Genomic DNA, 26725 nt, shown 5'->3' on the forward strand with positions numbered 1-26725 from the left:
TGTAGTTTGTTGTATTGCGGTGCAAATTTAGACAATTAAGATTAAATTTTGGCTATAAAAAAAGCGGCAAATTTGCCGCTTTTAGAATTAGTTGATTATTAATTTTTTTATGACCGAATCCGAATCGATGCTAACGCGAACTAAGTACGTTCCTTTAGTAATGTTTGGCAGCGTAATTTCTGATTTGGTGCTGTTTTCTTCGCTGTAAATTTTCTGACCAATGATAGAATAAATTTCAATAGAATACATTTTATTCGAATTATTGACAGAGAAAGTTCCATTGGATGGATTTGGATAGATAGCAATATCATTAATATCTAAAACTGTTTCAATTTTCGACTCTTTGGCAACCATACGACTTCCTAAATTGTTACAAGTGTCTGATGCAAATGAATCCCATTGGGTTGTTTTATTGAAAGTAGTCGTAGGAGAAGTAACGGTTGCTTTTCTGCGGAGGGTTTGATCCGCTGCAAAGTTTGCCGTTCCGCCGTTAAATGTACCAATGATGTCAATTAAAACGCCATTTTTAAATAAACCTACAGCATCGTTTCCATTAAAAGCCATTTCACCAGCTGATGTAGAAAGATTAGCCGAGCTTGTAGGATAACAAGTGGAAGCCATTAAACTATTTACAATAGTGAATTTACTTCCGTTATTCAACGTTCCAGTTAAAGGTAGTCCTGTGCTCCAAGTTCCTGCACCATTCGTTTGTTTTTTAATGCTGTAAATGGATAAGTTGATCGCTGCGCCAGTTGCATTTGAAATTTCCAAAGCTTTGTTATTTGAAGAACCTTCAATATATTCAGAAAACAACAAATCAGTTGCAGTTGAACCGCTTGCGGTTGTTGTAACATTCAGAGTATTACTCGATGCAGAAATATTACCTGCGGCATCCTTAGCTTTTACAGTGAAAGAATAAGCTGTTGCGGCGGTTAATCCGGTAACATTATAGGTCGTGGTTGAAACGGTTCCTAACAAAGTGGTTCCTCTGTACACATTGTAGCCGGTTACTCCCACATTGTCAGTAGCAGCAGTCCATGATAAAGTGGTGGCAGTTTGAGTTGTTCCCGATGCTGTCAAAGCTGTTGGTGCAGATGGAGCTGTTGTGTCAGTAGTTCCGGCAACTATATTTACCGTGTAATCCTCTACTTGGCCATACGGAATCGCTTCACATGAAGTTGGAATCGCATTGTATTTCATCGAAACTCTCATTCTCGTAGTTCCTAATGCAGCCGAAACTGGTATCGTGATTGTTCCAATTGCCGGAGTAGTTGTTGAAGCAGCCTTTGACCAAACCAATTCACCAGCATCAGTAAATAATCCGTTTTTGTTATAGTCGATCCAAACGGCGTATCCTTCGCTGTAAGCAGTACTTGTCCATGACGGTGTTATTGTAATAGTATTTGCCGTCCCAGCAGTTACATTTGTAGTTAGTGCAGTGAAATTTTCATAACCGGCAGTTCCGGTCGTGGTATTATTTATAGTACCAAAAACGACTTTACCTATTTTTTCGTCTACAGTGCTGTTTCCTTGAGAAGCACAATACGTAATTGATGTTCCAGCCGCAGTTGTAACGTTCACGTTATTACTTGAAGCCGAAGAATTTCCAGCTGCATCTTTGGCAACAACATAAAACGAATAGGCTGTTGAAGCTGTTAGGCCAGTGATAGTTGTGGTTGTTCCAGTTACAGTCGTTTTTAAAGCGCTGTTCATGTAAACATTATATCCAGTCACTCCAATATTATCAATAGAAGCCGTCCAGCTTAATGAAACTGAGTTTGATGTTGTTCCGCTGGCTATTAAATTCGTTGGAGTAGTAGGAACTTGTGCATCAGCAGTTGGACTCCAAATCGCTTGTACATATTCCGGATGATCAATGTATGGATTCCTATTATTTTGCGCAGTATAAATCGCATTGTTACGCGCAAGTTCTCTGGCGCTAACCGGATCTTGATTGTGCCAAGTGATCAGTAAGTTTAAAAAAGCAGTGGTAAAAACTTGATTACTGCTTCCATTGAACATAGCATAAGGATAACCGGCAACAGTATTTTCGTATCGTGTGGCAAAATAAAAATACATTCTTGCGATGTCACCTTTGAATTCGTTGAGAGGTTCGAAAGTTGTTCCAGTGTATCCGGCAGTTCCACTGGATCCAAGTTTACTTCCGTTTAAAGAGGTCCAAGATGCTGTAGCTACATTTCCATGGGGATAACTAGAACGTTGTCCGTTCACTTTGCCGTCCGTGGGAGTGATGAAATGTGCATCTGAAACCATTGGTGCCGCAGAATTGAAAGTAGACTGCGGAATTATATGTTCTCTGTTATAACAATCACCTTCTACACTATAGGTTCCGCATCTTTGCGTTGTTCCTGCCGAATAACTGTAAGGATCTGTTCCCGATGGCTTTTCAGAATACATGTCTAAAATAGTGCCGTCATTTTCATAGTAATAATCCCTGTCCGAAGTTTGGTATATCGTATATAAACCTGCATATCCATTATCAGTGTGGCCTTTGATAATGTTGTATAATTGTGTTTTCAAGGTGTAGCCAGTTCCCGTGGCTGTGGTGTAGTAACCGCTTGGTATTTGTGCAATACCAACGGTAAAGAACAGTAACAGTAATGCAGAGTAGATTTTTTTCATAATTTAAAGTTGTTTTTGTTATTGGGGTTTGTTTCAGTTTTTAAGAACGTGGTTTTCATAATTTAAAAAACTGAAGGCACGCAAATTTATCACTTTTACGACGGTTTACGTTAAGGAATTATTAAGATAATTATGATTTTCTTAACATAATTATTAACATTTCCCTAATAGTAGCTTTACTCTTATTTTAGGCCTAATCAAAAGAATAGGAAACCAAAAAGCTATGTAAAATATAGATCCAAGCACCCCTTTTTTATCTTAAAAATTGGAACAAAAAAAGCGGCAAAAATGCCGCTTTAAATAAAATAGATTGGTATATCAACTAGTTTACAATAATTTTTTTAGTAACCGATTTCGCATCGTTCGTAATTTTAATTAAGTAAACTCCACTTTGAAGATTATCTACAGCTGCTGACGAACTGTTTGTGTATTCTTTTTCAAAAACTTTTTGTCCTAATATTGAAAACACTTGAACAGAATATTTTTCATCAGAATTTTCGAAATTTATTTTGACATTTCCATTAGATGGATTTGGATAGATTTCAAAACGGCTTGCGTCTAATTCATCAATTCCAAGTGAAGTGGCACAAGTCCAAGAAAGATCGTCAAATTTAACACGGTTTGACGACGTGCTGTTTCCTGTGATGCTGATTATTACATTTCCGGTAACATTTATCCCTGATATAGTTGTTGTAGTTGCGGTAGCACTATATGGTATAGTTCCAACTTCGATTCCATTAACATTAAGTTTGAAAGACCCTGCAGTTCCAGAAAAAACAAGTTGAGTAGTAACTGTTAAATCTTTGATTCCGTTAGCGACAGCTGTAGAGGTAAGAGTAGCATTTCTCATTGTTAACGCTCTTGAATTCAAGGTTTGATCCGTACGAGAATCTGTAGCTGTCCAAGTTATTCCGGCATTAGTCCAAGTTTGTGTTGCATAAGAAGTTGCATTAGCTGGAATAGTCTGAAAATCTTCAGAAGCACAAGAGGTTGTACCTGCAGCAGGAGCTGCAGTAGTTCCTTCCACAGTAACACTTGCTACTGAAGAATTTCTTTCCGCATCTCTAGTTATTATATAAAAGTTGTAAGCTGTAGATGCAGCTAAACCACTTACTGTTGCAGTTAATCCCGTTTCAGTAGATTTTAAAGTACCGTTGACATACAAGTCATAACCTGTAACTGCAACATTGTCTGTAGCTGCAGTCCAAGTTAAGGTAACACTGTTCGAAGTTGTCTCGGTTACTTTTAGGTTTGTTACAGCAGTAGGAGCTTCTGTATCAACAACCTCCATTTTCCAGATAGCCGTTACATAATCAGGGTTGTCAATAAATGGATTTCGGTTGCTCTGACGCGCATAAATAGCGTTGTTACGGGCAATTTCTCTCGCACTGACCGGATCTTGGTTATGCCAAGCCAGTAATTGATTTAAAAATGCTGTGGTAAATACTTTATTGGTTGAATTATTGAACATAGGGTAATTGTATCCGGCAACAGTATTTTCATAACGTGTTGCAAAATAGAAATACATTCTGGCAATATCGCCTTTAAATTCATTAATTGGTTCAAAAACAGGACCTGTATATCCTGCTGTTGTACTTGCTCCAAGTTTACTTCCATTTTTGGTGGTTTCAGTTGCGATTGCAACTACTGAATGCGGATAGTTAGACCTTATTCCATTTACTTTGCCATCTGTAGGTGTAATAAAATGAGCATCAGAAACCATAGGCGATTGTTGATTGAATATAGATTGTGGTATGATGTGTTCTCTATTGTAACAATCTCCTTCGTTTGTGTAGTTTCCGCATCGTTGTGTAGTTGCAATGCTATAATTGTAAGGATCTACTCCAGCAGGATTCTCAGAATACATATCTAACACAGAACCGTCATTTTCAAAGAAATTATCAATATCCGAAGTTTGGTAGGTAACATACAAACCTGCGTAATCATTAACGGTATGATCTTTTATGATGTTATATAATTGTGTTTTTAGGGTGTAACCGGTCCCTGTGGCATTTGTGTAATATCCAGCTGGGGCTTGTGCAAAACCCGCAGTAAAAAGAAATAATAAGAATAGTGAGTAGATTTGTTTCATAATCTAATAATGGATTAATTGGTTTTAAAAATAATTTAATTTATTGTTTTGAAATTTTGACAAAACTAATATTTAAATTAGAATTTAAGGTTATTAAATGTTTAATAAAATCGAGTTTTTTTTTGGGTTTTAGAGGTCTTAAATTCTGATTTGTAATTCTTTATTTTGGAAAAACTTCGTTTTGATACGCACCTAAATCCGGCGGTAAAGTTCTCGTATTTCCTGTTATATCTAGCGGAATCAGATAAGCCGAATTCCCTTTTGCGAAAGCGGCAGAAGTTGCATCAATGTTGAATTTGTTTTGTGCTATACTGAAGAATTTTGGATCCTTGTTCAAAAGTATAGCGTTGTAATGTGCTGTATCCGTAGTGAATTGGTAATTGGGATTCGTCGTGAATTGATTGGACACGTTATCAAATTTAATAAGGCAATTGTTGAATTGGTATTCAAAAGCGGCTCCCGTTTTCTTGTTTAAACTCATTTCGTTCGCGTACGATCCATAAATGATGCAGTTGTTAAAAGTGGCTGCAGTCAAATCTTTCACTTCCGGAATTGCTGCCAAAATATAATTACTCACCAAAACAGCCACTTGTTGCGAGCTGTTCCAGTTATTATAGAAAGTAGAATGAGTAAATGAATAATTTCCGCCGTACGTGCAGGCTAAGCTGGCTTGTCCTGCATTATTGATGACTACATTTTCACCTTTAATTTTTGCGGTCTGCGCCAAAATTCCGTAGTTGCTACAATTGTAAATTTGGGTGTTTTTGACAGAAACCGTACTGCCATCATTGTTTTGAATTAATAAACCAATCGTTGCATTTTTAATGGTTAGGTGATTAATAGTGTTATTGGTACTTCCATCTGTAAGCCAGATGGTTCCCCATTGCCCCGGCACATCTGTAAAATCTGGTTCTAATCGGTCACCTTCAAAAATGACTTCATTCTCCATTTGATTTGTTGACGACAATATACCATTTACATTGATGGAGGCATTACTGGCAACAATAAGACCAGAATTAGCATGAAAATGAACTCTGGTTCCTGCTTCAAAAGTGGCAGTTTTATTCGAGGGAACGGCTGCATAGCCATAAATAACATACGGTTTATCATTGGTAAACTGCAATTCATTTCCATTTATAGGATCATTTTCATCGAGATAAAATCCCTCAATTTTTTCGTTTCCAATGGGAAGTGTTTCGCTGGTTCCGTCAGCAAAACGTTTTGGATACAGGAAAACAGCGTCTTGGATTAGCGTCACTAATTCTACATTTTGAAGATTTTGGCCACTGTCAAACTGAATTTGATCGGTATATAAAAAATCAGTTTGATTTGCATCAGTTACATGTGCGGTTGTTTCTATAAAAATATACAAGCTGTCTTTGGCTAAAAGATCCACATTATTAAAAATTTTCCCTTCAGTTCCTTGCATTCCATCAACGGTCATTCGGTACTTTGAGTTTAATCCTTTTGCTAATTTAATGCTTGGAATAGTGATGTCATTTTTGCTTTTGTTATACACTTTGAGTCGGTACGTGCTGGAACCGATGTTTGAAAAAATGGTGTCTAAATAAATTGTGTCTTTAGAAAAAGTTAGCTCACCGGTACTGGATACTGTTTCAAAATCACTGCGACAAGAGCAAATTGAAATAAGTATTCCGATAAAAAATAATAAAGTGAAAGGGCGCATTGCGATATTTTTTTTTGTAAAAATAGAAAAAAACTCATTCGATTTTATATTATCAATTGTTTTGATGTTTTCTAACTCATCTTTTATTTAAATTTACATTTTAAAAAATAAAGTTCATGACATTAGATAAAGTTAAAATGCTGGAATATTGCAACGCATTTTCAAAAAACACCTTAATGCAAACTCTAAATATTGAATTTATTGATGCTGGAGAGGGTCTGCTGGTTGCCAAAATGCCGGTTAATTCATCGGTTCATCAACCCATGGGATTGTTGCACGGTGGCGCTTCGGTGGCTTTGGCGGAAAGCGTGGGCAGCGCAGCTTCACATTTTTTTATTAATGACAAGGAGCAGGAGGTACGCGGAATAGAAATTTCGGCGAATCATCTAAAAAGTATTCGGGAAGGGTTTGTATTTGCAACGGCAAGAATTATTCATAAAGGAAGAAGTCTTCATCTTTGGGAAATTAAAATTACTGACAAGGAAGGAAGTCTAATTTCTTTATGTAAATTGACAAATATGGTTTTGACCAAAGATAAAAAATAGGAATTCAGTACAGTTTTTGATTTTAAATTCACTTAAAAAATGTCGCGATATGATTGATTTTTTTATAAAAGTAAAACAGCAAAAAGCTCAAAATTTACCATTTGTATTGTACAGAAAACCAAATGATATCAAATTGTTTGGTTACTTTCAAAATAACGATCATTTATATTTTGCTGAAAATTTTGATGAAACTGGTTTTGTGTTTGCTCCTTTTGAAGGCAGCCAAATGATACTTATTCCTAAAAATCAAGCTGTAAAATGGGAAACACTGGTTACTTCTTTTAAAGAAAATCAAGATTTTAATTCTTTAGGTTCAGAAGATGCAGCAGCGAAAGAACGCTTTGAAAAACTTGTCCAAAAAGGGATTGATGCTATTGTACAAGGAACTTTAAAAAAAGTAGTGCTATCAAGGAAAGAAATCGTTGATTTGTCAGCATTTGACCTTGTTTCAATTTTCGAAAAATTAAATCAAAGTTATCCAACTGCTTTTTGCTATTGTTGGTTTCATCCAAAAATAGGATTATGGATGGGCGCAACTCCTGAACGATTGCTCAAAGCCAATAATAAAAAGTTCTACACAATGGCATTGGCGGGAACCCAAAAAATCGCTAGTGAGGAAGAGGTCGTTTGGGAGAAAAAAGAAATAGAGGAACAGCAGTTTGTAACTGATTTTATTTTGAATAATTTGAAGAACCTTACGTTAGAATTGGCAATATCCAGTCCTTACACCGTACAGGCAGGAAGTTTAGCGCATATCAAAACAGATATTGAAGGGCTTTTAAATGAGAATTCAAGTTTAAAACAAGTAATTTCCATTTTACATCCAACACCCGCCGTATGTGGGGTGCCTACAGAAGAAGCAAAAAAATTCATTTTGGAAAATGAAGGATATGACAGAGAATATTACACAGGTTTTTTAGGCGAATTAAACAAAGAAGGATTTATTAAAGGAGAATTGAAATCTGATATGTACGTCAATTTACGATGTATGCAAATTAGAGATAATAAGGCGCATTTGTATGTGGGCTGTGGAATTACAAAAGACAGCATTCCTGAAAAAGAGTGGAGGGAAAGCGTTAATAAATCGATGACGATGAAAAGAATATTGGAATAGGAACAGCTAAACTCCTATTGAAGAAATAATAATATGGTATTGAAAAATTGCTACATTAAACATAAAAAAACTTTAAAATAATTTTAATGAAATTAGACATATTAGCTTTTGGCGCGCATCCGGATGATGTAGAATTGGGTTGCGCCGGAACGATTTTAAAAGAAATATCCGTTGGAAAAAGTGTTGGAATTATTGATTTGACCCGCGGTGAATTAGGAACTCGAGGTTCGGCTGTAATCAGAGATCAGGAAGCGAATGCTGCTGCAAAAATTCTTGGAGTTTCAGCGCGGGAAAATTTAGAAATGCGAGATGGTTTTTTTGTCAATGATGAAAAACACCAGTTAGAAATCATAAAAATGATTCGCAAATACCAACCGGAAATTATATTGTGTAATGCGATTGACGACCGTCATATTGATCATGCAAAGGGAAGTCAATTGGTATCGGATGCTTGTTTCTTATCTGGATTGATGAAGATTGAAACAACGATTGATGGAGAAAAACAAACTGCCTGGCGACCAAAATTAGTATACCATTATATTCAGTGGAAAGATATAAAACCGGATTTTGTAGTTGATATTACAGGTTTCACCGATAAAAAAATTGAATCTATTTTAGCGTATGGTTCTCAATTTTACGATGCAAATTCCAAAGAACCGGAATCGCCAATTTCGAGCAAAAACTTCCTGGAGAGCCTAAATTATCGTTCGCGGGATTTAGGAAGGCTTGTAGGAGTAGATCATGCGGAAGGTTTTACGGTTGAAAGATATTTGGCAGTCAATAGCTTAGGAGATTTGATATAATTTTGATGTATTTTTTTTAAAAAAATCTTTGCGAAAGCAAACATTTGTCTTATATTTGCAACCGCTAAGCAAATGGTGGTTGTAGCTCAGCTGGTTAGAGCATCGGTTTGTGGTACCGAGGGTCGCCGGTTCGAACCCGGTCATCCACCCAGAAAGCAAAAGCCTCGAAGAAATTCGGGGCTTTTTTTGTGGGATAAAGTCTCAAGATGGTTTAGAAGTTAATTTATGGCTTGAATATTGTTGAAGTGGCTTATATAAAATAGCGCAATCAAAAAAAACATTTAAGATTTGAAAATCCAACAAATAAATGCTGTGATTTTTTCGACGCTGTAGATCTGTTCTGAGTTATATTTTTTGTTTTAAAGCAATCATCTTTCCTTTTTTGTATCTTTGAGCAAATTTCATAATTAAACCAATCGAATATTAACTTTCGAAATTTTAAATATTATTTACATAATTTAATGGAAAAAGAGAGAATCAATTCTAAAGTTCTTAAAAGTAGTTACATCCCAACGGCTGAATTTTATAGCCAAATAATAGACAGTTTACAAGATTACTCGATTTTTACGCTCGATAATCAATTTATAATTAATAGCTGGAGTTTAGGTTCAACAAAAATATTTGGATATGAGACTGATGAGATTCTAGGAAAGCATTTTGATGTAATTTTTACTGCAGAAGATGTGAAGAACGGTATTCCGCAAACAGAAATACAAGGTGCAATAACAAAAGGAAGAGCTACGGATAACAGATGGCACATTTGTAAGGATGGGAGTCTGTTTTATGCTTATGGTTTGGTTTTTCCACTGCTTGGAAGTGAAGGGGAGAAGTTAGGATATGTTAAAATTCTACGTGATTTAACCGAGAGAAAGAAATCGGAGGATGCCATTAAAAAATATATTAAAGAACTTGAAGATCTTAATACACACAAAGAGAATGTTCTTGCAATTGTTTCTCACGATTTAAGGAGTCCTTTATCCGGCATTATCGGAACGGCTGAATATTTGAAAACAAATCTGGAAAGATTAGCACCCAGCAAGGTAAAAGAAATGCTCAATTTACTTCATAAAACTGCAGTAGACGAGTTGAATATGCTGGATCATTTGGTGGAATGGGCTAGAATAAAATATGCATCGGAGGTATTCTCACCGAAAAAAATTAATCTTTCTGGTTATGTTGAAAAGGTTTTTGAATCTTTAAAGGAATATGCCTCGTTAAATGCCATAATTCTTATTAATGAAATTGAACCCAACACCACTATTTTTGCAGATGGGAAAATGTTGTTTTCTATTTTTCAAAACATAATTTCTAATGCAATCAAGCATTCAAATCCTGGAGGTAAAATTACCGTTTTGGCGAAAATCGAAGCGACAAGAGTAATAATTCAGATAAAAGATCTTGGAGTTGGTATGTCTAAAGAGGTGCAAGAAAAACTTTTTACTCCGCAAATGAGTATGCTTTCTAAAGCAAGGAAAGACAATAAAGGTGCTGGAATAGGTTTGTTATTGGTGAAAGGATTTTTAGAACGAAACGACGGTGAAATATGGATTGAAAGTGTCGAGGGAAAAGGCACGTCTTTTTATTTTACATTGCCTTTGGAAGAACCTCTTCATAAAATTGATAGTGCAGACAAAATAGTATTTGACGAAAGAGTTTAAGAAATATATATATTTAAAAAAAAGAGCTTTGAAGTGATTCAAAGCTCTTTTTTTATCAGGGTTGCACAAGGGATAGCAGTGGAAATCCTTTATTGTGATTTTTCATCACAATAAAGATTGTAACGGAAAGCCCGACCACGCTGTAACGCTAGTGAAAGCGTGGATGTGCCCAAATTTTCAATCTATTTTTTATCTACAATAGGTCTTTCGCTGCGGTTTGCAAGTTCCCAAGCGGTTACAAACGCAAGTTTTGCTCTTTTGGTCAGTGCATCATATTCAATTTTATCTGGAGTGTCTGTTGGTTTATGATAATCAGCATGCACGCCATTAAAAAAGAAAACAGACGGAATACCATGTTTAGCAAAGTTGTAATGGTCAGAACGCTCATAAAAATGGTTTGGATCTTTAGGATCATTGTATTTATAATCTAAATTCAATTGCGTATATTTTGCGTTTGCGATGGTGCAAATGTTATCTAAATCAGTAGATAATCGGTTTGCGCCAATAACATAAACATAATTGTTGCTGGCTGTGTGAGCTTCGTCGCGGCGGCCTATCATGTCAATATTGATATCAGCAATGGTGTTCGCTAACGGAAACAGAGGATTTTCTGAGTAATATCTGGAACCATGCAAGCCGTGTTCTTCCCCGGTCACGTGAAGAAAAAGAATTGATCGTTTAGGTCCGTGTCCTTCATTTTTAGCTATCTGGAATGCCTGCGCAATCTCAAGTAAAGCAACGGTTCCAGAACCATCATCATCGGCACCATTATAAATTTCTCCATCTTTTATCCCTACATGATCGTAATGGGCAGAAATTACCAAGACTTCATTGGGTTTTTCAGAACCTTCAATGTAAGCCCACACGTTTTCTGAATCGGGCAAATTTTCATTTCGTTTTGCATTCAGGAAAGCTGCGGGAATTTTTTGATAATAGTCTGACGCGCCAGTGGGAAATGGAACAGCGTTTTTCTTGTATTGATCGATGAGGTAAATACCGGCTTTTTTCTGTCCTGAGGATCCAGTCTCCCGTCCTTCCATTTCATCTGAAGCTACAATGTAAAGGTGTGTTTTTAATTCATCGGCTGTAATGGTATTCATGTATTTTGTGGGTGAAACTGTTGTTACACTCATTTTTTGAGAAGTACAACTGATTGTCAGTACAGTAAGGAAACCTAATAACGGAATTTTTTTCATTTCTTTTTTTAATGTAAATTGATAAATGTATAAAGTGCAAAAAGTGCTATTATAATAATGATGAGAATAAGGTTAATAAAAAATAAAAAACTGCTTTTCAGGAATGAAATGAATCTTGTTTCTCCATAAAAGCGGTGATGTGCCGGATAAAAATAATAAAACATCCATCCAATTCCGATAAAATTAATTATTATTTGCAAAAATGAAGCCACACCAGATTCTTGCAACAACGCCAGGCCTTTATTTATTAGAAATAGCAGTAAGATAATGAGTAATAAAAAAGAAAAATAATGCAGTGTAAAAATTCCGTGATCAAAATAGTACCAGCGTTTTTTATTATGGAAAAGCCAAAGAAAAAAGGCGAAGATAGGCATAAATACAAAAAGGACCTTGGGTAAATTATGTGTAAAAGAATTTACGAATTTTTCAATAATTTCAGGTGGTGTATTTTCCTTTTTAACGATTTGAATTTTTCTATTAATCCAATAATTAAAATCAGATAATTTTTCTGGTTCAGGTGCATTCTTTTGAATCGAGTCTAACTGTTCTAAAGAATCATATCCAAAATTAAAGAATTGATTTTCGTCTATTGAATCAGTTTTGTTCTTTTTAATTGTATCATATGTGGAGTTGGTATTTTGAAATGATTCGTTTTTAGTTGTAATGGTTGATTGCTTTTCGTTAGGATCTTCGGGTGCATTTATTTCAGTGGGAAAAAAAGCAATTAAAAGAAATGTGATGAAGCTAATGAAGATGTAAAGACGAACGGGAGCAAGGTAAGACAATCGTTTTCCAGAAAGATATTCTTTAGTAAGTGCGGCAGGTTTGAATAAAAGATTTTTTATCGTTCGCCAAAAAGCGTTTTCATAGTGTGTTAAATCCTCAAAAAAGTTTATAAAAAGGTGGTGAAACGTCTTTCTGGTATCCGTATTTTCCTGCCCACAATTAGGACAGAATCTGTTTGCTACCACGTATTTGCAATTGAGGCAGGTTTTGTCGTTTCGGATTTTACTTTTAGACATAAAAAAACAGTATAAATTCCAGATTTCTTGCTAAATTTCAATTTATAAATTTACAAAAAAATGGAACCTATACTGTTTTTGAAAAATAATATTTTCTAAATTATTTCAAAACTTCTTTTAAGAAAGAATTCATGCGTTCCCAAGAACGTTTGGCAGCTTTTTCATTATACGCAGCACCTTTTGAATTGTCGTTGCCAGCTTCAATTTCAGTAAAAGCATGAACTGAATTTGCATAATAAATCATTTCCCACTCCGCTTTAGTATCTCTCATTTCTTGTTGAAAAGCAGCCACTTCTGTAGCTGGAACATAGGTGTCATCAGCGCCGTGTAAAACCAAAATCTCTGCAGTGATTGGATTATTTACTCTGGAAGCATCACGCCCTAAACCTCCGTGAAAAGAAACTGCGCCTTGAATTTTCATTCCTGCTCTTGCCGCTTCAAGTGCTCCTGTTCCTCCAAAACAATATCCAATTACTACAATATTGTCCGGATTTGCGCCCGCTTTTATTAATTGATCCCAAGCTAATTGGATGCGTCTTTGATAATCAGCAAAATTAGTTTTGTAAAAACCAGCTTGTTTTCCGGCTTCTTGAGTGTTTGTTGGGTAGTTTCCTTCACCATATATATCTGCTACAAATGCGTAGTATCCCATTTTTGACAGTTTCTGTGCTGATTGCTTGGAATGAGTATCGATTCCTTTCCAGGCGGGAAGGATTAAGATTCCCGGTTTAGTTTTGCTTCTTTTCGCTGGAGCAATTGACAATCCATTTAAATTTTGATTTCCATCAGTGTATTTTACTGATTTAAGTTGTGCAGATGCACCGCTGGAAAAGAATAATAACCCTAAAAAGGCAAAGAAAATATTTTTCATGTTGAATTTTTTATTTGTACAAATGTCTCATTTAATTAGTCCTAAAATTAAGACTTTGATTTTTTTATCTTATGACCCTATTTTTAATTCTTATAATGAAGAACAAATCAATTATTCTCCCGGATGATAGGTCTTCTCGGCATTTTTTTGCACGTCTTCTTTGTAAAATAATACGTCTTTGAATTGTCCTTTTCGGTACATTTCGGCTTGGTCATAAAAATGTTTAGATTTTGGATCACCGCTGTTTCCGCCTGCCAATAAAGATTTAGCTTTTATTTTTGGTCCAAATTCAACTGCGCACACAAAACTGTTTCCGTTAGTTCCATATCGTTTTTTAGTATCTTTTTGGTAATTGCTTTTATAAGCGGGTAAGCTTCCCCAAAGTGCGGGTCCGTAACCAATAGGCAAACTTTCAAGAGCATCGCTATAAATAAGATTAATGTCGCCGGAAGTTCTTTGGAAACGGTTGATTTCTCCCCAAGGAATTTGCCAGGTTCCAAATTTAATTTTCAATTCATTCACTACCATTTGCAGTTGAGGAATCAGTTGTTCCGGAAAAGCATTATTTGCAAAATCCAAGGTGTTTTGCACTTGGTCTTTTTCTCCTTGATTTGTATATACTTTTTGAATAATTGGATCTAATTTATAAGCCCATTCCACAGCCAGAGTTGTAGCGACAGAATTTTCTTTCGCATAATAATCCCAATTTTTCAATAGATTAATTGGTTCTGAAAGTTCTGCGTAAAGCGGGTCTTCGGTACTGATATTTTTCTCAAAACTGGAAATTAACGATGGAATCAGAAATTCGAAAGCTGTCAGTTTTGTGTCGTAACCATCTGCAATTACTTTGTCTAACGTATATTTATCACCTTTGCTCAATAACCGAACAGCATTTAGTCCTCTGAAACTTTCACCGTCCGGCGCCATGTACGGCAAGTAATTTTCTTCTTTTGGACTGTTTTCCCCTGCTACTGTGTATGGAGTAGAATTGCAGTTTTGCAGCCAGCCGTTGATGGGATTGTAGGAATGAACCGTTTCTGAAACGTCGTGTAAGCCTTTCCATTGTGTTGCCGGTGTTGTGCCGTCCATTATTTTTGACCAATTCAGTTTCTTGTCTCGAATAGGAACAAAATTCCCATGCCAATACGCAATATTTCCTTCTTTGTCTGCATAAACGGTATTATTTGACGTATTAGCTTTCAAATCCATTGCTGATTTATAGTCTGCGAAGCTTTTTGATTTTGTCCGTATCCAACTTTGCTCCAAACTTTTCATCGAACGATTATTGGATTTTAAGCTAATCCATTTACCGTCTCTTTTGGCCATGATTGGACCGTGATTCGTGTAATACGTGTTGAATGTTTTAGGAATCAATTTCCCGTTTTCCAGATATTTGATGGTTATTTTTTTTTCGATAACAGGAACTAATTTGTTGTCGTATTCGTAAAATAATTTGTTGTTTCTGGTCACGATTTTCTCAGCATACATATCCGCTACATCTACATTTGAAGACGTATGCATCCAACCGCAGTTTTCATTAAATCCTTGGTAAATGAAAAATTGCCCCCAAGTTACTGCTCCGTAAGAGTTCAAGCCTTCTTCGCTGCTCATTTGTATTTCTGGCCTGAAATAAAAAGTAGTATGTGGATTAATGTATAAAATAGAATTTCCTGATGATGTTTTTGATGGAGCAATCGCAAATCCGTTAGATCCGGTTTGCACGTCTTTTTCACGTTCTATATATGCCACTTTATCGGTGTTCCCGGAATAAAAAGCTTTCAATTCTCCGGTTGAAAGACCGCCAGTACTTATGGCTCCAATACTTCCGTCGGTCCAAAGTAGCGGAAACCAAGGCTCAAAATGAGTTAACAAAGCGGGTTTTACCTCGGGGTGATTGTGCAGGTAAAAGTTGATTCCGTCCGCATAACTGTTTAATAATTTTTTCAACCAGGGCGCTGCTTTTTTATAATCGGCTTTCGCTTCTTCGGTGTCAATCAAAAGTTTAATTTCTAAATCATTATACAAAACCGACTGTCCTTTGATTTCCGAAAGACGTCCAAGTTTTTCAATGTAATTCATTTCTACCCGTTTGAAATCGTCTTCACATTGGGCATATAACATGCCAAAAACGGCATCAGCATCCGTTTTTCCATATACGTGTGCAATTCCCCAATTGTCCCTGATGATGGTGACTTGTTGCGAGAGTTTTTTTAGTCGTTCTATTTCTTGGTTTGAAATTTTTTGTGAAAACGTCGAGAAACTAAAACAAAAAACTAAAATTGTAAGCGGGAAATGATTCTTGAAGTATTTCATTATTGTATGATTATTAAGTTAAAGACTTACATTTCTTTTGAAGGCGCAACCCAATTCAATTATAGAATCTGTTTTGGCAATACCGGGGATAGTATCAATTTTTTCATATAGGACTTTGCGCATGTGTTCGTGGTCTTTGGCAATAATTTTTATGTAAAGGGTAAAAGATCCGGTAATGTAATAACACTCTGTTATTTCCGGTATTTTTTTCAGTTCTTCAATAATTCTATCTGAATCCTGATCTTTATTCAGGGTAATTCCCGTAAAAGATCCCCAATCATAACCTACCTTTTTTTCATTAATTACAGGTTTTATTCCGGTAAGGATTCCTTGTTCTATTAATCTGTTGATGCGCTGATGCACCATCGTATTTGATATTTTTAAGTTGGCTGCAATGGCTGAGTAAGCCATTCTTCCATCTTTTTCTAATTCCTTAATAATATTGATATCAAATTCGTCTACTATATCCATGTTGGCTTAATTATAAATGATGCTTTTGTGTTTGTATAAAAGTACTTATTTTTATTTATTTCGAAATGCTTGTGCAAATTCAAAGTGTAAATTTAAAAATGACTTATTTTTAATCCAAATTAAATGAATATTTTTAAATAAACTCTTTTTAAAAGTCAAAATATTTATTTTAATTGGTAAATTAAAAAAAAATAGTAATTTTGTACTTTTAAATAGTAAATCCGAAATATCATGACACATACAGAACAAAACCTTTCATCAAAATCTGAAGCGTTGATAGCAAAAGAGAATCAATATGGTGCACACAATTACCATCCATTACCTGTAGTTTTAGAAAGAGGCGAAGGCGTTTATGTCTGGGATGTGGACGGAAAAAAATATTATGATTTTTTATCGGCATATTCTGCTGTAAATCAAGGACATTGTCATCCAAAAATTGTGGGCGCTATGATTAAACAAGCGCAAACATTAACGTTGACTTCACGTGCTTTTCACAATGATCAATTAGGACCTTTTGAGGAATATGTGACCAAGTATTTTGATTTTGATAAAGTCTTACCCATGAATACTGGCGCAGAAGCAGTGGAAACCGCTTTGAAGCTATGCAGAAAATGGGCGTATGAGGTAAAAGGAATTCCTGAAAATCAAGCACAGATTATCGTTTGTGAAAACAATTTCCACGGAAGAACAACAACAATCATTTCATTTTCGAATGATGAAAATGCACGTAAAAGCTTTGGACCTTTTACAGAAGGATTTATAAAAATAGCATACGACGATATTGAAGCATTGGAGAATGTTTTAAAATCAACCAAAAATATAGCAGGATTTTTAGTGGAACCCATTCAGGGAGAAGCTGGAGTTTACGTTCCTTCTGAAGGATATTTAACTAAAGCTAAAGCACTTTGTGAGGCACATAATGTTTTATTTATTGCAGATGAAGTACAAACGGGAATCGCTAGAACCGGAAGATTATTAGCTACTTGTGGAAATTGTGACTGCAAAAAAGGTTGTGAAAACAAACCGGAAGTGAAACCAGATATCTTGATCCTAGGAAAAGCTATTTCAGGTGGTGTGTATCCAGTTTCGGCAGTTTTAGCGAATGATCATATAATGAATGTAATTAAACCGGGACAACACGGTTCTACTTTTGGCGGAAATCCAATTGCGGCTGCTGTAGCTATTGCGGCGCTTGAAGTGGTAAAAGAAGAAAATTTGGCACAAAATGCAGCATATTTAGGCGAAGTTTTAAGAACGGGACTGAACGAGATTGCTTCCAGAAATCCAGTAATTACATTGGTTAGAGGCAAAGGATTATTGAATGCGATAGTTATCAACAGTGATGAAGAATCCGACTTAGCCTGGGATATTTGTATGAAATTCAGAGATTATGGATTATTGGCAAAACCAACACACGGAAACAAAATTCGATTTGCGCCGCCATTAGTAATCACGGAATCTCAAATACACGAATGTTTGGCTATTATTGAAAGAGCTTTAAACGATTTCAGATAATGGGAAAAACGATAAAATTAATAAAGAACAGATCTGATATTGGAGCTGGTACACGTGGATCTGATTTAGGAATTGATGCTATAGAAATTGCTGCAATAAATAAAAACAGTGATTATTTCAATCAATTTGAATTTGAAGATGTCAAAACGCATAACGAATCGATTTACGATAAAAATCGAAGTTCTTCAGCAAAAAGAATTGAACACGTTGTGGAGCAATGCACCCGAGTTTGTAATGCAGTTAAGAAAAATATAGAAGGGAATTATTTTCCGATAGTATTATCGGGAGATCATTCTTCGGCATTAGGAACGTTGAGTGGTATTAAAGCGGCGTATCCCCAGCAAAACATTGGCGTGTTTTGGATTGATGCGCATGCTGATTTGCATTCGCCGTACACTTCACCATCCGGAAACGTTCACGGAATGCCTTTGTCTGCAGCACTTGGCGATGATAATTTGAGTTGCCAGAATAATGAAGTTCCAGCAGAAACGCAACAGCATTGGGAGGACATGAAAAATATTGGCAATAAAGGACCGAAAGTTTTAGCCAAAAACCTGATTTATTTTGGTGTGCGTGATACCGAAGAGGAGGAGGATAAGCAAATTGAAAAATTGCATATCAAAAATTATAAAGTTGACGAATTGCGTTATCGAGGTTTGCAGAAATGTGTCGAAGAAGCTTTATCAAAATTATCGCATTGTGAAGTTTTGTATATTTCTTTTGATGTGGATTCCATGGATTGCGATATGATTTCCTATGGAACGGGAACTCCGGTTCCTAAAGGTTTTGATCAGTATGAAATTATTGCAATCATCAATCAAATTATCCATACCAAAAAGGTGGTTTGTATCGAATTCGTGGAGATTAATCCTTTATTGGACACTAAAGGGAATAAAATGGCAGAAACTGCTTTTGAAGTTTTAGAAGCTATAACCGCAGAACTTATTATTCCTGCTGAATAGTTTTTTACAATGTATAGAAAAGCCCGGAATCTAATTTTTGATTTCGGGCTTTTTGTGGTTAATTGCATTTTAATAAACAGTAGTCCAAAATTATAATTGTTGTTTTAAGATTGCTAATGGCGCGTCAGTATTGGCTGATTGAAGATTAATATTTAATTAGAATAGCATTTAAGAAGTTATTGGAAACTCTGAATTAGTCTAAAATTAGTTATCTTGCTGCCTTTATCTGATAATAGTAATATTTTGAGTCCGATTTTGGGAAAACCATATAAAATAGAGATAAACTAGGAGAAATGAATAAAGTAGTAAATTTTATTGACTTACACAGCGGAGAAGAAGACAAAAAGAAAGTGCTAGATAATGTGAAGTCGAACATCTCGTTCCGAGGATCTAGTTTATGGATTTTAGCCTGCGCGATTGTAGTGGCTTCAGTAGGACTGAATGTTAATTCAACGGCAGTTATTATCGGTGCTATGCTAATTTCACCGTTGATGGGACCAATTGTTGGAGCTGGTTTTGGTTTGGGAATTTATGACTTTAATTTGCTTAAAAGATCATTAAAAAATTTGTTTATTGCTACGGTTGTGAGTTTGGTGGTTTCTACCATTTACTTTTTTTTAAGTCCCTTTAAAGATACACAGTCGGAACTTCTAGCAAGAACATCCCCTAATATTTACGATATTTTTATTGCTTTTTTCGGAGGACTCGTTGGGGTAATAGCCATCACGAGGGTAGAAAAAGGAAATCCAATTCCCGGAGTTGCCATTGCAACGGCATTGATGCCACCTTTGTGTACAGCGGGTTACGGTTTAGCTCTAGGGAATTTTAGATTCTTTTTCGGTGCGATGTATTTGTATACAATCAATTGTGTTTTTATCTGTATTGCAACGTTTATAATTGTCAAATATTTAAAATATCCAATTGTTAAACAAACCAATCTAAAGACGGAAAAAAAAGTAAAGTATATGATTTCTTTTTTGACATTAGCTTTGATAGTGCCCAGTGTCTTTTTTGCTTATCAGCTTTTCCAAGAGAAAAAATACAAACAAAAAGTGGAGCAATTTTTAAAAGTAGAATTTATTGATAAAGGATTTACCGTTTTGTATAAAAAAACGCAGTTTACATCAAACCCTAAAAAAATAGATATTGCCTTTTTAAGAAAAAGATTGGATAAGGACGAAATAAAAGGACTTAACGCAAAATTAAAAACCTATGAATTGAACAATACGGTTTTAAATATTATTCAAGATACAACTGATTTAAAACAGGATATTTTGAATGAAATTACTTTTAATAATAAAACAATGAGCGAAAAAGATTTGATTATTGCGAAGCTGCAAAGTCAAATTACATCTTTAAAATTTGATAACAATGCAATTCTAAATGAAACACGAATACTGTTTCCCGAAATTGAGAATATTGCCATTGCGAATCATGTCTTTAATGAAAATAAAGCCACCAAAAAAGTGATTACCGTGGTGCTTTACGAAAGTAAAAAAGATATTAGCGCCGTCGAAAAACAAAAGTTGAGTGCATGGCTAAAAAACAAATTCAAAACAGATGTTATTGAAATGTATAAAAGACAATAAAGAGTTGAAAACCCTTTAATGCTACTGCTGTTAAAATAAGTAAATTTAGTTTTTTTGTAGATATTCTATGATTTCATTACAGGTTTGTTTAGCATTTCTGTTTATTCCTATGAGTGTTGCTGATGCGTAACCAGTCCAACTACCGTAACCTGCAAGCCATAATCCGGGAATTTCAGCTGCTCTGCTTTCTTCGGTTTTTATGATGCCGCGCTCATCTGCGGAAACAATATTTTTTAAAAAGGAGGTCGTAAAACCAAAACCCGTACACCAGATTATCGCATCAAAATCTTCTTTGGTTCCGTCAGACCAAATCACACCGTTTTCGTAAATGCTTTCAAAACTGCCGTTTGAAATTAGAACTCCTCTCGAGCGAGCTTCTTTCACAGGTGGCACCATTACAATATTTCCCAAATCATAGTTGGCAGCATTAAATGGTTTTCCTTCTTTTTCAGCAAGGTATTTAGCTGTTGCCACATTAAAAAGATAAAATCCGTCCACTTCATCCGGTAAATATTGAGGTGGTTTTCTGGTAGACCATTTCACGGTAGTGACTTTAGAAACTTCGGCTACAATCTGCGCGCCTGAATTTCCTTCGCCAACAACCAGAACGTTTAAATTCCTAAACTTTTCCGGAATTTTATAATGGGCGGAATGTATTTGAATTCCTCTGAAAGTTTCTATTCCATTAATCTTTGGAATATAAGGATTATTCCAAGTTCCCGCTGCTGCAATAATTGCTTTTGAAAGATAAATACCTTTATTGGTGTAAACTTTGAATACTTTATTGTCAAAAGTTATGTTTTCAACAGTAACGGAGCGCTCGATTGGCAGTTCGTAACGCTTTTCATATTGGCATAAATAATCAATTACTTCTTGTTTTAGAGGAAACAGATTTTCAGATTTTGGCATCAGCCAGCCTGGCAAAGAACTGTGCTCGGCAGGAGAAAAAAGCGATAAGCTGTCCCAAGCATGAAGCCAGGCACCGCCGCACTTTTCCTCTTTATCCAAGATTAGAAACTTGAGTTTATGGCGTCGTAAATAATATCCGCAAGCCAATCCGCTTTGTCCGCCACCAATAACAATAACATCTTTAATTTCATTCATTTTGTTTGGAATCTAGATTTAGGTTGAGGCACGGTTTTTCGATCATCATACTCTTACCACTAAAAAAAAAAATAATCATTAATATAAAAGAGAAGCGTAGTTTTCGCTAAACAAACTAAAGAGTTTCAGTATTGGGTTCTAATTTTGGATTTGCATAGTATTTTTGTCTTAACCAAAAAGCGACGTTTACTAATGCAATTAAGGCGGGGACTTCAACTAATGGACCAATAACGCCTGCAAATGCTTGTCCGCTGTTGATTCCGAAAACGCCGATTGCAACCGCAATAGCCAATTCAAAATTGTTTCCGGTTGCCGTAAACGCAATTGCGGTAGATTTAGAATAATCAGCACCAAAATACTTTCCAAGGAAAAAACTGATCACAAACATCAATGTGAAATAAATGACTAAAGGAATTGCTATTCGAACGACATCTAATGGGATTTGCACAATTAATGCTCCTTTCAGACTAAACATTAAAACGATGGTAAATAATAAGGCCACTAAAGTAATAGGAGAAATAAAAGGGACATACTTATTTTGAAACCAAGCTTCTCCCTTTAATTGTATAAGGCCATAACGACTTATTATTCCCAGTGCAAATGGAATTCCCAGATATATTCCAACGCTTTCTGCAATTTGACCAATACCAATAGTTACATTAAAACCGGTATAACCAAAATATGGGGGTAAGATTGTTATGAATAAATATGCATACACACTGTAAAGTAAGACTTGAAAAATACTATTTAATGCGATTAATCCAGCGGCATATTCTCTGTTACCATCAGCCAGGTCATTCCAGACCACTACCATTGCAATGCATCGGGCCAACCCAATCAAAATTACTCCAATCATGTATTCCGGATAACCATTCAGAAATAGTAAGGCTAAAGAAAACATTAAGATTGGGCCTACAACCCAATTGAGAAATAAGGAAGCAGCTAGTACTTTGGTATTTTGAAACACTTCACCCATTTTACTGTAATTTACTTTTGCTAATGGGGGATACATCATTAGGATCAATCCAATTGCGAGCGGAATGTTAGTTGTTCCACTTGAAAAAGAATTGATGAAATTCCCACTTGAAGGGACGAAATTACCAATAGCAACGCCAATTGCCATTGCCAAGAATATCCACAACGTTAAAAACCGATCGAGGAAACCTAATTTTTTTCTTTCTGCTGCAGGGGCGCAATTAGTTGAAGACATATTTATGATTTTATTTGGGAGAATACGAAGAACATTTCGGTTGCAATTTGCAAATTGCGTTCCTGATATTTTTCTGCTTGGTGGGGTGTATTGTCAGAAGATTTTGGATCTTCATAAGTAATTGGAATCCGTTTTTCGGCACCGGCAATAAAAGGACAATCACCATCTGCTTGGGAACACGTCATAATTGCTGCAAATTCACTTTTTGGATTAAAATCATCATCATACGTTTTGGAAAAACCAATAATAGGATGCTCGTTCTCCCCATATTTTATGGCATAAATAGGATTTTGTCCTGCTGCAATAGTTTCAATTTTAAATCCTGATCGCTCTAAGGTTTTTACTGCCATAGGAAATAAAGCTGTTGCTTTGGTCCCGCCAGAATAGCAAAATACATTTTTTATATTGAAATTTGACGCTGCAGTTTGTGCCCAAACTTGCGACAAATGGCTTCTTCTGGAATTATGAGTGCAGATTAGGTTTAGCCTAATTTCTTGCTTGTTGGTTGTTTTACTTTGAATAAAATCAATAAGTGATTGCAAAACGATTTTACGATCCGCCGAAATGCTATCAAAATTTAAAGTATGGATTACTTTTTCTATTTCTGGAAATAGGGTGGTTTTGGTTAGTTCCATAATACAGCTTTAAAATTAGCAACAACCTCCGCCTGGAGTGCAGCTATTGGTTTGACTTGGGATTTCGGATAATTTTACTTTTTGTTTTTCTGCCGGAATTCCACATTGGTCCTCTGCCAAACAGGCCGTTTGTTTGTTAAGTAACGTAAATGCTGTTCCGTTGAAACCAATATCGTATTTCCCAATAGTTTCCGCTTGGAATTCTACTTCCACTTCATAATCTTCAATACCCAATATTTTTTCGGATAATTCAATTATATCCAAAAGTTTTTTTGGTTTTAGACGGTGTTCGAAGTCATTGGCATCCCATAACTGAAAGTTTACCACGGTTTCTTTTCTAACTTTTCCGCCGCAGTCGATGAAGTTTCTAGTGATTAATCCCACTTCAGTTACGTGAAAATGTTCTGGAACATAAGTACCGTTTGGTAGTACAAAAGCAACGTTGTCCAACGTGCTCAACTCTTTTTTAATTTCTGATAGTTTCATTTTTGTATATTTTAAAAATTAACAACATTGATTTTTCTTGTTTTCTAAATAGGTATTAATGTGCTCAAAAAAGCCATTTATTTTATTAAATCCCTCTTCGTTAAGGCAATAGCAAATCGCATTACCTTCAAAATTGCCTTTTATAAGTCTGGCATTTTTTAGTTCCTTTAAATGCTGAGAAACAGTAGGTTGCGCCAGAGGCAGTTCGTTTACAATATCGCCACACACGCAACTGTTTACTTTGATAAGGTGTTGTATAATCGCAATACGTGCAGGATGCCCGATGGCTTTCGCCAAAGTTGCCAACTCATTTTGTTCGTCTGTGAAATGTTCTGATTTAGTAATTCCCATCGCTATATATTTATATTGCAATATTACGATACAATTTTTAAATAGGCAAATTATTTTAATTTTTTCACCAGTAAAATATGTTATGGGTTTTTAAATTACCGTCGAAATTATAATTTGAATACACTTTTTGGAATAGCGTGAAATCCAACGAGCTTAACTCGATTTTCAATCTCACTTATGGGTATCATTTTAGAAGTATATATTGTAAATTCTCGTGGAAAAATATCCGTATTAACTATAACATCGTTTATTCCGTCCAATTCCATAAGACTTGTTTTGATTTCTAATAAATCTAAATCCTCAATTGCATTTGTTGCAAATATTTTACCGTGGTTTCCTGGAATTACATTGTCTGTAAGTATGTTCATGTTTTTATTTTTGAAAATTAGTATGAAGATAGCAGTTTAAATAGGTTAAATACGGAGTTGAAAGTTAGTCATTTTTCTTGAATAATTTAAAAAATTAAAAGCTGTTTTGTATAAAAATGACTAACTTAGTGTACTGAAAATCAATAAAATAATATGTAAAATGAACAATAGAAATGATAAATTAAATTTTGATAAAAGAAAACCGGGTAAGAAAGATAAAAATTCAATTCCAGATTCTCTTTTATATCCTCCAAGTGAAGATATTTACACTCAATTTAAAAAAGAATCAGATATAGATCCGGAAAATATATCTAAAAATAAAGTGCCGGTTGAAATTAATAATGTTACAGAATTGAATCAGAAGAATTTTGAAGAAGATGTATCCGGAGCTGATTTAGACGTTCCTGGTTCTGAACTGGATGACAATCTTGAGGATATTGGGACTGAAGATGAAGAAAACAATCATTATAGTATTGGTGGGGATGATCATAGTAGCTTAGATGAAAATACTGGAGATAAAAGGTAAGGTTTTGAAGAGGGTTTTTTTAGGTAAAAAGATAATCTTAATACAATGTCTTTAAAAGAAATCAATCCGAAGCGTAATTTAAATTCTACTGCCGAACAAGAAGGAGAAATTAATAAATCAGCATCCCAATTGGTCTTCGTGGTGCAAAAACATGCTGCTTCTCATTTGTATTATGTTTTCCGATTGGAAATCAATGGTGTATTAAAAAGTTGGGCGTTACCAAAAGGACTTTGTATGAATCCCGCTGATAAAAGATTGGCGTTTTTGGTAGAAGATCATCCTTTTAGTTATTAGGATTTTGAAGAGACCATTCCCGAAGATAATTATGGAGCCGGGAAAGTTATTACTTGGGTCAATGGAACGTATACTTTGGCTGAGGAACATGGACTAAATAAAGTTGAAAGTAAGTTGCAATCTAATTTGCAAAAAGGACATTTGAGTTTTATGCTTAATGGAAAAAAGCTGAGAGGAGAATTCGCATTGGTAAAACTTAAAACAAAACAAAAAAAATTCCTGGTTGTTGATAAAGTCAAAAGATCGATGTGCTAGCGATAAAGATATTTTACGCCAAGATAAATCCGTAATATCTACTGTGACATTAAAAAGGATTAAGGTTAGACAAGTGCAAATCATTATTTGGGCGTTCCTCCTTATATAAAGAGAGGCAATGTTGGTAGCGGGTAGTTGCCTCTCTTTATATAAGAAGTCGGGCTATTTGCTACAAGTCCTCGCCCCGCGAAAGGCGGGACTGTGGGCTTTCCGCTGCTATCCCTAACGCAAACCCGATTAAATTATGACTTTTAGTTGTTTAAATCTTTAGTATCACACCTTATATAAGAGTAAATAAGGAATCGTACTATTTAGTCTTATATAATGTATAAGACAAAACCATTGATTAGTTCAACCTAGAGCTTAAATAATGTAATGAAATGAGCATCGGAAGCAGAAAAGAGAATCGAAGGCCAGGAAAAAGAGCAACAATACCTGAATTTCTATAGCTTTAAAAAATATAAAGAGATTTGACAATCTCGCGTGTACGCCTGAAAAGCCCGAATTTCATCCATAAAGTCATTTTTTCCTTAGGAGATCCTCGAAGTGCCAGGAGGGAAGCAAAAAAAAATACTTTCAAAATTCACGGTTTCAGCGAGTTAAAGTTTACTTTAATAAAACATCAAAAAAAAGTGTTTAAAAAGCTTGAATAACTCAATAAACGGTGTAGTTTTGCACCCGCAACAACGCAGACGTTCTTTCAAATACTGGCAAGTAAAACGAATCAAACAGAAAATTTATTTTCTAAAAAAGATTAAAAAAAGCTTGTGAGATTAGAAAACGGATGTTACATTTGCACCCCGCAAAACAAGCAAAGTTCCTTGATAGATTGATAAGAAAACGAGAAGAAAACGAGATAAAAATTATTTCAAAAAAACTTCAAAATTTACTTGCCAGTTAAAAAGAAAGTTGTACTTTTGCACCCGCTTCCAGAGAGACACAATGTGACTCAAATGAAGGGAAAAAAAGATAAGAACACGTTCCTAGACATATTGAATTGACAGCCGTTTTAAGA

Annotated in this window: 22 protein-coding genes, 1 tRNA gene and 1 pseudogene; 10 read left to right on the forward strand and 14 right to left on the reverse strand. The window is 35.2% G+C overall.

Annotated features, from left to right (window positions below; translation table 11 throughout):
* Positions 1-87 precede the first annotated feature (87 nt).
* The 3 genes from E0F89_RS15820 to E0F89_RS15830 all read right to left on the reverse strand — a co-directional run bounded on the left by E0F89_RS15820 (position 88) and on the right by E0F89_RS15830 (position 6422).
* On the reverse strand, positions 88-2643 hold the full coding sequence (locus E0F89_RS15820) for an endonuclease (protein ID WP_131910702.1): 2556 nt from the start codon (positions 2641-2643) through the stop codon (positions 88-90).
* Between the two features lie 322 nt (positions 2644-2965).
* Entirely contained in the window at positions 2966-4735 is a 1770-nt protein-coding gene (locus E0F89_RS15825) for an endonuclease (RefSeq protein ID WP_131910703.1), read from the reverse strand.
* Between the two features lie 160 nt (positions 4736-4895).
* The gene (locus E0F89_RS15830) at positions 4896-6422 is read right to left on the reverse strand and encodes a hypothetical protein (protein WP_131910704.1); all 1527 of its coding nucleotides are present in this window, start codon (positions 6420-6422) and stop codon (positions 4896-4898) included.
* A 116-nt stretch (positions 6423-6538) separates the two neighbouring features.
* On the opposite strand from E0F89_RS15830, the gene E0F89_RS15835 reads away from it, so the two are divergent.
* The 5 genes from E0F89_RS15835 to E0F89_RS15855 all read left to right on the forward strand — a co-directional run bounded on the left by E0F89_RS15835 (position 6539) and on the right by E0F89_RS15855 (position 10542).
* Positions 6539-6967 (forward strand): PaaI family thioesterase, encoded by a 429-nt coding sequence (locus tag E0F89_RS15835; RefSeq protein ID WP_131910705.1) that lies wholly within the window; start codon positions 6539-6541, stop codon positions 6965-6967.
* A 49-nt stretch (positions 6968-7016) separates the two neighbouring features.
* Entirely contained in the window at positions 7017-8081 is a 1065-nt protein-coding gene (locus tag E0F89_RS15840) for an isochorismate synthase (RefSeq protein ID WP_131910706.1), read from the forward strand.
* An 86-nt stretch (positions 8082-8167) separates the two neighbouring features.
* On the forward strand, positions 8168-8884 hold the full coding sequence (bshB1, locus tag E0F89_RS15845; protein WP_131910707.1) for a bacillithiol biosynthesis deacetylase BshB1: 717 nt from the start codon (positions 8168-8170) through the stop codon (positions 8882-8884).
* 75 nt (positions 8885-8959) lie between these two features.
* Positions 8960-9033, forward strand: a tRNA-His gene (locus E0F89_RS15850).
* A 312-nt stretch (positions 9034-9345) separates the two neighbouring features.
* Positions 9346-10542 carry a PAS domain-containing sensor histidine kinase gene (locus E0F89_RS15855; protein ID WP_131910708.1) on the forward strand — a complete coding sequence of 399 codons (1197 nt, stop codon included), beginning with the start codon at positions 9346-9348 and terminating at the stop codon, positions 10540-10542.
* 182 nt (positions 10543-10724) lie between these two features.
* On the opposite strand, the gene E0F89_RS15860 is transcribed toward E0F89_RS15855, so the two are convergent.
* From E0F89_RS15860 to E0F89_RS15880, 5 genes are all read right to left on the reverse strand, one after another.
* A complete protein-coding gene (locus E0F89_RS15860; protein ID WP_131910709.1) occupies positions 10725-11738 on the reverse strand; it encodes a M28 family metallopeptidase in 1014 nt (337 codons plus the stop codon).
* An 8-nt stretch (positions 11739-11746) separates the two neighbouring features.
* Positions 11747-12760 carry a DUF3667 domain-containing protein gene (locus E0F89_RS15865; protein WP_131910710.1) on the reverse strand — a complete coding sequence of 338 codons (1014 nt, stop codon included), beginning with the start codon at positions 12758-12760 and terminating at the stop codon, positions 11747-11749.
* Positions 12761-12860: 100 nt separating this feature from the next.
* Positions 12861-13631, reverse strand: a complete 771-nt coding sequence (locus E0F89_RS15870) for a dienelactone hydrolase family protein (protein WP_131910711.1) — start codon at positions 13629-13631, stop codon at positions 12861-12863.
* Positions 13632-13742: 111 nt separating this feature from the next.
* Positions 13743-15944 (reverse strand): penicillin acylase family protein, encoded by a 2202-nt coding sequence (locus tag E0F89_RS15875; RefSeq protein WP_131910712.1) that lies wholly within the window; start codon positions 15942-15944, stop codon positions 13743-13745.
* 18 nt (positions 15945-15962) lie between these two features.
* The gene (locus E0F89_RS15880; RefSeq protein WP_113666259.1) at positions 15963-16415 is read right to left on the reverse strand and encodes an Lrp/AsnC family transcriptional regulator; all 453 of its coding nucleotides are present in this window, start codon (positions 16413-16415) and stop codon (positions 15963-15965) included.
* Positions 16416-16646: 231 nt separating this feature from the next.
* Here E0F89_RS15880 and rocD point away from each other — a divergent pair, with 231 nt between their 5' ends.
* From rocD to E0F89_RS15895, 3 genes are all read left to right on the forward strand, one after another.
* Positions 16647-17930 carry an ornithine--oxo-acid transaminase gene (gene rocD / locus E0F89_RS15885; protein ID WP_131910713.1) on the forward strand — a complete coding sequence of 428 codons (1284 nt, stop codon included), beginning with the start codon at positions 16647-16649 and terminating at the stop codon, positions 17928-17930.
* Positions 17930-18892, forward strand: a complete 963-nt coding sequence (locus tag E0F89_RS15890) for an arginase (protein ID WP_131910714.1) — start codon at positions 17930-17932, stop codon at positions 18890-18892. Before rocD ends, E0F89_RS15890 begins: the two co-directional genes overlap by 1 nt.
* 293 nt (positions 18893-19185) lie before the next feature.
* A complete protein-coding gene (locus E0F89_RS15895) occupies positions 19186-20481 on the forward strand; it encodes a TIGR00341 family protein (RefSeq protein WP_131910715.1) in 1296 nt (431 codons plus the stop codon).
* Between the two features lie 45 nt (positions 20482-20526).
* On the opposite strand, the gene E0F89_RS15900 is transcribed toward E0F89_RS15895, so the two are convergent.
* The 6 genes from E0F89_RS15900 to E0F89_RS15925 form a co-directional block, all read right to left on the reverse strand.
* Positions 20527-21585: an ArsO family NAD(P)H-dependent flavin-containing monooxygenase gene (locus E0F89_RS15900; protein ID WP_131910716.1), complete on the reverse strand. Its 1059-nt coding sequence runs from the start codon at positions 21583-21585 to the stop codon at positions 20527-20529.
* A gap of 115 nt (positions 21586-21700) precedes the next feature.
* Complete coding sequence (gene arsB, locus E0F89_RS15905; protein ID WP_131910717.1) at positions 21701-22795, reverse strand: ACR3 family arsenite efflux transporter; 1095 nt, start codon at positions 22793-22795, stop codon at positions 21701-21703.
* Positions 22796-22797: 2 nt separating this feature from the next.
* Complete coding sequence (locus tag E0F89_RS15910; RefSeq protein ID WP_131910718.1) at positions 22798-23430, reverse strand: arsenate-mycothiol transferase ArsC; 633 nt, start codon at positions 23428-23430, stop codon at positions 22798-22800.
* A gap of 15 nt (positions 23431-23445) precedes the next feature.
* On the reverse strand, positions 23446-23916 hold the full coding sequence (locus E0F89_RS15915; RefSeq protein ID WP_131910719.1) for a DUF6428 family protein: 471 nt from the start codon (positions 23914-23916) through the stop codon (positions 23446-23448).
* Between the two features lie 18 nt (positions 23917-23934).
* The gene (locus E0F89_RS15920) at positions 23935-24267 is read right to left on the reverse strand and encodes an ArsR/SmtB family transcription factor (RefSeq protein ID WP_131910720.1); all 333 of its coding nucleotides are present in this window, start codon (positions 24265-24267) and stop codon (positions 23935-23937) included.
* A 107-nt stretch (positions 24268-24374) separates the two neighbouring features.
* Positions 24375-24635 (reverse strand): heavy-metal-associated domain-containing protein, encoded by a 261-nt coding sequence (locus tag E0F89_RS15925; RefSeq protein ID WP_131910721.1) that lies wholly within the window; start codon positions 24633-24635, stop codon positions 24375-24377.
* Between the two features lie 160 nt (positions 24636-24795).
* Between E0F89_RS15925 and E0F89_RS15930 the strand changes: the two genes are divergently transcribed.
* Both E0F89_RS15930 and E0F89_RS15935 read left to right on the forward strand, forming a co-directional pair.
* A complete protein-coding gene (locus E0F89_RS15930) occupies positions 24796-25161 on the forward strand; it encodes a hypothetical protein (RefSeq protein ID WP_131910722.1) in 366 nt (121 codons plus the stop codon).
* A 45-nt stretch (positions 25162-25206) separates the two neighbouring features.
* A pseudogene (locus E0F89_RS15935) lies at positions 25207-25710 on the forward strand (DNA polymerase ligase N-terminal domain-containing protein).
* Positions 25711-26725 lie beyond the last annotated feature (1015 nt).

Origin of the sequence: Flavobacterium caseinilyticum, from assembly GCF_004349085.1 — a bacterium.
In the GTDB taxonomy this organism is placed as follows: domain Bacteria; phylum Bacteroidota; class Bacteroidia; order Flavobacteriales; family Flavobacteriaceae; genus Flavobacterium; species Flavobacterium caseinilyticum.